6 protein-coding genes are annotated in these 5,550 nt (G+C 65.0%); all 6 read left to right on the forward strand.

Translation table 11 applies throughout. From position 1 onward, the window contains the following. Positions 1-381 (forward strand): ATP-binding cassette domain-containing protein (locus EN991_RS21385; RefSeq protein ID WP_164769251.1); only part of this gene is annotated, 381 nt, incomplete at its 5' end. Beyond that, positions 378-1,376, forward strand: coding sequence for an ABC transporter permease (locus tag EN991_RS21390; protein ID WP_245461030.1), 999 nt, complete (start codon positions 378-380; stop codon positions 1,374-1,376). The genes EN991_RS21385 and EN991_RS21390, both read left to right, overlap by 4 nt. After that, positions 1,376-2,371 carry an ABC transporter permease gene (locus tag EN991_RS21395; protein ID WP_063169855.1) on the forward strand — a complete coding sequence of 332 codons (996 nt, stop codon included), beginning with the start codon at positions 1,376-1,378 and terminating at the stop codon, positions 2,369-2,371. Before EN991_RS21390 ends, EN991_RS21395 begins: the two co-directional genes overlap by 1 nt. A gap of 14 nt (positions 2,372-2,385) precedes the next feature. Further along, positions 2,386-3,324, forward strand: a complete 939-nt coding sequence (locus EN991_RS21400; RefSeq protein WP_013528163.1) for a sugar ABC transporter substrate-binding protein — start codon at positions 2,386-2,388, stop codon at positions 3,322-3,324. Between the two features lie 241 nt (positions 3,325-3,565). Further along, a complete protein-coding gene (gene ssuD, locus EN991_RS21405) occupies positions 3,566-4,738 on the forward strand; it encodes an FMNH2-dependent alkanesulfonate monooxygenase (protein WP_127369493.1) in 1,173 nt (390 codons plus the stop codon). Then, positions 4,735-5,550, forward strand: an 816-nt coding sequence (locus tag EN991_RS21410) for an FAD/NAD(P)-binding protein (RefSeq protein ID WP_164769253.1), incomplete at its 3' end; no start/stop codon positions are given. The genes ssuD and EN991_RS21410, both read left to right, overlap by 4 nt.

Genomic DNA, 5,550 nt, shown 5'->3' on the forward strand with positions numbered 1-5,550 from the left:
CGCGCGCTTGCCCGGGATTCGGTCAAGCAGTTTTCGATTTCACCGCCCGACGGCGAACGGCGCATCAGCCTTCTGTCGGGCGGCAACCAGCAGAAGGCGGTCATCGCCAAATGGCTTGCCGCCAAACCTTCGGCGTTGATCCTCGACGAGCCGACGCGGGGCGTCGACGTCGGCGCCAAGGCCGAGATCCACCACATCATCGGCCAACTCGTCGCCGGCGGCATGGCGGCCGTGATGATCTCGTCGGAACTGCCCGAAATCCTCGGAGTCTGCGACCGCGTGGTGGTGATGCGCGATGGCTATGCCTCCGAGCCTCTCTTGCGCAGCGAATTGAGCGAGGAGCGCATCATGGCGCTGGCCACCGGGGAGGAGATGGCTTGAGCGAAGCGGCCATGGAGATCGGTGGCGTGAACCGCAACGACCGCTTTACGCGTGGCAGCAGGCTTGTCGATGTCCTGTCGAAGGCGGGGCTCGCCTTCGCCATCGTCGCCGTGATGCTTTACGGCTCCCTCGTCAGCCCCGCCTTCTTCACGTCAGGCAATTTGCTCAACGTCCTGACCTCGATGTCCATCGTCGGCATCGTCGTCGTCGGCATGACCTTCGTGCTCGTGGTCGGCGGCCTGGCCGACCTGTCGGTGCCGGCCACCATCGCCTGCGGCGCCATCCTGTCGCTCGGGCTGCAGCCGATGATCGGGCCGCTGCCGGCGTTCCTGCTGGCGGTGGGTCTCGCGGGCCTCATAGGCCTGCTCAACGGGAGCCTGGTCGGATATGTCGGCATCAATCCCATCATTGCCACGCTCGGCGTTGGCACGATCGGACTGGGCATCGTCCAAGCGGCTGTCGGCGGGGTCATCGTCTATGGCAGCAATCCCGCCTCAGCCGAATTCGCCAAGGGCCGGCTGTTCGGCATTCCGGTCGTGGTGTTGATCTTCCTGGTCATCGCCCTTGTCGGCCATTTCGTCCTGTCCCGCTCCTTCTGGGGCAGATGGACGCTCGCCACCGGCGGCAATTACAGCGCCGCCGAGGCTAGTGCGGTTCCGGTGCGGGCCGTGAAGGCTGGCGCCTTCGTGATCACCGCACTGGCTTCCGGCATCAGCGGCGGCCTGCTCGGGCTGACGCTGCAGAGCGCGCGGCCGCTCATCGGCGGCGGCTACGAATTCAGCGCCATCACGGCGGTGGTGGTCGGCGGCGTGTCGATCGTCGGCGGCTTCGGATCGGTGCCGCGGGCCATTGCCGGCCTCATCTTCGTGCAACTGCTGACCAACGTCATGGTGCTCGACGGTGTGCGCACGCCAATCCAGGGTTTCGTGCTCGGCATCCTGATCGTCGGTGCCGTCGGCATGGATGCGGCATTGCGCAAGCGGGGCGTGGCGTGATGCGTTTTCTTTCGCTTGTCTCGCAGCATCGCGTCGTCATCATTCTCGGCCTGACGCTCGTCATTTCCGCGCTGTTGGTCCCCGGCTACCTCTCGGCATCGACGCTCGGCCTCGGTCTCGACCGGGCGGCGACGATCGGCCTGATCGCGGTCGGCCTGACGGTGCTTTTGATATCGGGCCAGATCGACCTCTCCGGTGGCGCCGTGTTTGCCCTGGCCGGCATCGTATCGGTCATCCTGCAGCGAGAGATCGGCATCCTGCCCGCCGCGATCGCCGGCATCCTGGTCGGTACCCTGGCAGGCGCCATCAACGGCATGCTGGTCGTCGGCCTGAAGGTGAATTCGCTCGTGCTGACGCTCGCGACGATGCTGATCTTCCGCTCACTCGCGCACTGGATCACCAACAGCCAGCCGGTGACCGGAACCGACATCATGCTCTCCCTGGCGCTGGCCAAGATCTATCTCGATGTCTTCACCCTCCGCAGCGTGCTGTTCATCGCCCTGATCGTGCTGCTGCATTTCTGGCTGACGCGCACCATACCTGGGCGCAACGTCTTTGCGGTGGGGTCCAACCCGGCGGCTGCCAAGGAAAGCGGTATCGCCTCGGACCGTATCGTCTTTCTCGGCTTTGTCTTTGCCGGCACGCTTGCCGGCCTGGCGGGGGTTCTCCAGAGCCTCGTCACCAACACCGGCTCGCCTGTCTTCGGCTCGGAACTGACGGTCGCCGTCATTGCCGCGGTCGTTGTCGGCGGGACTCGTCTCGAAGGCGGCAAGGGATCCGCGCTCGGCACGCTCGGCGGCGTGCTGACGATCGGCTCGCTGACCATCGCGATGGAGTTCCAGTCCGTTCCCGCATACGTCCAGCAGGTCGTGTCCGGGCTTATCCTGATCCTGCTCGTCGTGCTCGATCGGGCCGTTACCACCAAGGGGAGGGCTCCGGGCACGCGCCCGGCGCTCGTTCGCGACAATCCAATCACTCAAGGAGGAACCACATGATTGGGAGGAAACACATGATTGGCAAGAAAAGCATGCTTCACGTCGCCGCCATGGCGGCTGTGCTGGCATCGACGGGCTGGGCCAGCGCCAAGACGGTCTGCTACGTGACGGCAGCGGATTCGCATGCCTACGCGACGCCGGCCAACAAGGCGCTTCAGGCGCGCGCTGCGGAACTCGGCATCGAGATCCTGAGCCTCAGCCAGGATTTTGATGTCCAGAAAGGCACCGAGCAGCTCAACACCTGCGTTGCGCGCAAGGTCGATGGCATCATCCTGTGGCCGCTCGACCCGCAGGCATACATACCGGGGCTGGCGCGCGCGCAGCAGGCGAACATTCCGGCGATCCTCATCAATTCGCCGATGAGCGACGATGCCAAGCCGTTCATCAAGTCGTTCACCGGGCCTGATGTCTATGAGGAAGGCAAGCTGGCGGCGGACTCGCTGAGCAAGGCGCTGGGCGGCAAGGGCTCCGTCGTCATCATCGCCGGCCAGGCCGGCAACGGCACCACGATCGGCCGCGTCAGCGGATTTACCGACCGTCTCAAGGAAACCAATGCCGAGATCAACGTGCTCGACACGGTCAACGCCGACTTCGACCAGCAAAAGGCGCTGGTGGTGAGCCGCGATCTGATCACACGCTTCGGCGACCAGATCAGCGGTGTCTACGCCAATGACGACACGATGGCCCGCGGCTTCATCGACGCATGGAAAGAGGCGAACCCCTCCAAGGCCGCACCGCCGATCGTCGGCATCAATGGCCAGAAGGATGCGTTCGAATCGATCCGCACCAATGAGATGTACTCGACCATCGTCCAGTCGCCCGTCGAGGATGGCCGCCTGGCGATCAACACGATGGCCGAGATCATCGAGGGCAAGGAGGTCAAGGACCGGCTGCCGATCCCGCTGACAGTTGTCACCAAGGACAACGTCAACGCGGTCGAACCAGCGTTCTGATGCAGGAAGGCCGGCCCGCTGCACTCGGGTCGGCCTCGCCGCCGATTTCTTGGGGAGAGAAATTCTAATAGCGGCAACGGAATTGGAATAAACTAACTCTACAGAGTTTGTGGAATAAGCAATCTGCACTGGCGATCTGGTTTCCACCCGGACAGGACCACGCCATGCCTACCTTTTTGCGCTCGCCGTCAACCAAAGCAGGCATCTCCGGCCGCCTCCGTCAGGCGACGGGAGACAGGCCATGAGCAAGCACATTCCAGACCCTATCAAGGTGCTCTGGTTTCTGCCGACGCATGGCGACAGCCGCTATCTCGGCACGGCCGAGGGCGGCAGATCGGTCGATCTGCCCTATCTGACGCAAGTGGCGAAGGCGGCCGACACGCTCGGCTACTATGGCGTGCTGTTGCCGACCGGCCGCTCGTGCGAGGATTCCTGGGTGATCGCATCGGCTCTTGTGCCGATGACCGAACGCTTGCGTTTCCTTGTCGCCGTGCGGCCCGGTTTGCAGTCGCCGACGCTGGCCGCGCGCATGACTGCGACGCTGGACCGCATCTCAAATGGCCGCCTGCTGATCAACGTCGTCACCGGCGGCGATCCGCTGGAGAACAAGGGCGACGGCATTTTCCTGTCGCATGCCGAACGCTATGAGGTGACGCAGGAGTTCCTGCGCATATACAAGCGGGTGCTGAGCGGCGAGACGGTCGAGCATGACGGCAAGCATTTCCACATCGAGGACGGAAGGCTGCTGTTTCCGCCGGTGCAGACGCCTTACCCGCCGCTGTATTTCGGCGGTTCGTCCGATGCCGGGTCGACGGTGGCGGCGCAGGAGATCGACAAATATTTGACCTGGGGCGAGCCGCCTGCCGATGTCGAGCGCAAGCTGGACAGGGTGCGTGAACTGGCGCAGAAGGCCGGCCGCAAGCTCTCTTTCGGCATTAGGCTGCATGTCATCGCCCGCGAAACCACCGAGGAGGCCTGGGCCGCTGCCGACAGGCTGATCAGCCGCCTCGACGACACGACGATCGCCTCGGCCCAAAAAGTCTTTGCGCGCATGGATTCGGTCGGGCAGGCGCGGATGAGCGCATTGCATGGCGGCGATCGTGCCAAGCTCGAGATCGCGCCCAATTTGTGGGCAGGCGTCGGCCTGGTGCGCGGCGGTGCCGGTACTGCCCTTGTCGGCGACCCCGACACGATCGCCGAGCGTATCGACGAGTACCGGCGCCTCGGCATCGATACCTTCATCCTGTCCGGCTATCCGCATCTGGAAGAAGCCTATCGCTTCGGCGAACTGGTGCTGCCGAAACTGCCGACCGACCATCCGGTAAAAGCCGCCGGCTCGTCCGTCAACACCGGTCCGTTCGGCGAGACCATCGCCGGCGACCACCGGCCGAAATCGCTCGCCAGCGCCTCGTGAACGCGCTCCCTCCGGCCCGCCGGTTGCGCGTCGCCATCCTTGGCGGCGGCTTTTCCGGCGCGGCGGTGGCCTGGCATCTGGCGCGGGCACCTCAATCGGAGTGCCTGTCGATTTCCGTCATCGAGCCGCGACCAGCGCTCGGCGGCGGCCTGGCCTATTCCAGCGAGGAACCGTCGCACCGGGTCAATGTCCCCGCAGTCAGGATGAGCATGGCTCCCGATGATCCGCAGCATTTTGCACGCTGGTTGGCTGGCAGCGGAGAACTCGAACACGACCCGGATGCCATCTGGAAGAACGGCGACGCTTTTCCGCGCCGTCGCGTGTTCGGCCGCTACGTCGCCGAGCATCTGGCGCCGTATCTCGGTTCCGGCCTTGTCCATCATGTCGAAGGTTCCGCCACACGCGTGACACGCGATGCCAGTGGCGCGGGCTGGACCGTGCACACCTCTGCCGGACCGGTCGTCGCCGATATCCTCGTCCTGGCAGCGACGCATCCGCGGCCCGGCATTCCCAACGCGCTGGCCTCGCTGACGGAAGCGCCAGGTTTCGTCGCCGATCCGTACGCTTCCGCCGCGCTTTCAGGGATCGGGCCGGAGGCGTCGGTGCTGATCGTCGGCTCCGGGTTGACCTCGGCCGACATGGTCGCCGAACTCGACCGCCGTGGCCATCGCGGCCGTATCCTCGCGCTGTCGCGCCGCGGCCTGCGCTCGCGCGGCCACCCGGATATCAGGGGCGAGCCTTTTGGCGACTTTGCATCCGCGCCGGCCACGACGGCGCTCGGCCTGCTCAAGACCATTCGCGCGAGCGCAGGC

This window comes from Mesorhizobium sp. M7A.F.Ca.US.005.03.2.1, from assembly GCF_003997795.1.
Lineage (GTDB): Bacteria > Pseudomonadota > Alphaproteobacteria > Rhizobiales > Rhizobiaceae > Mesorhizobium > Mesorhizobium ciceri.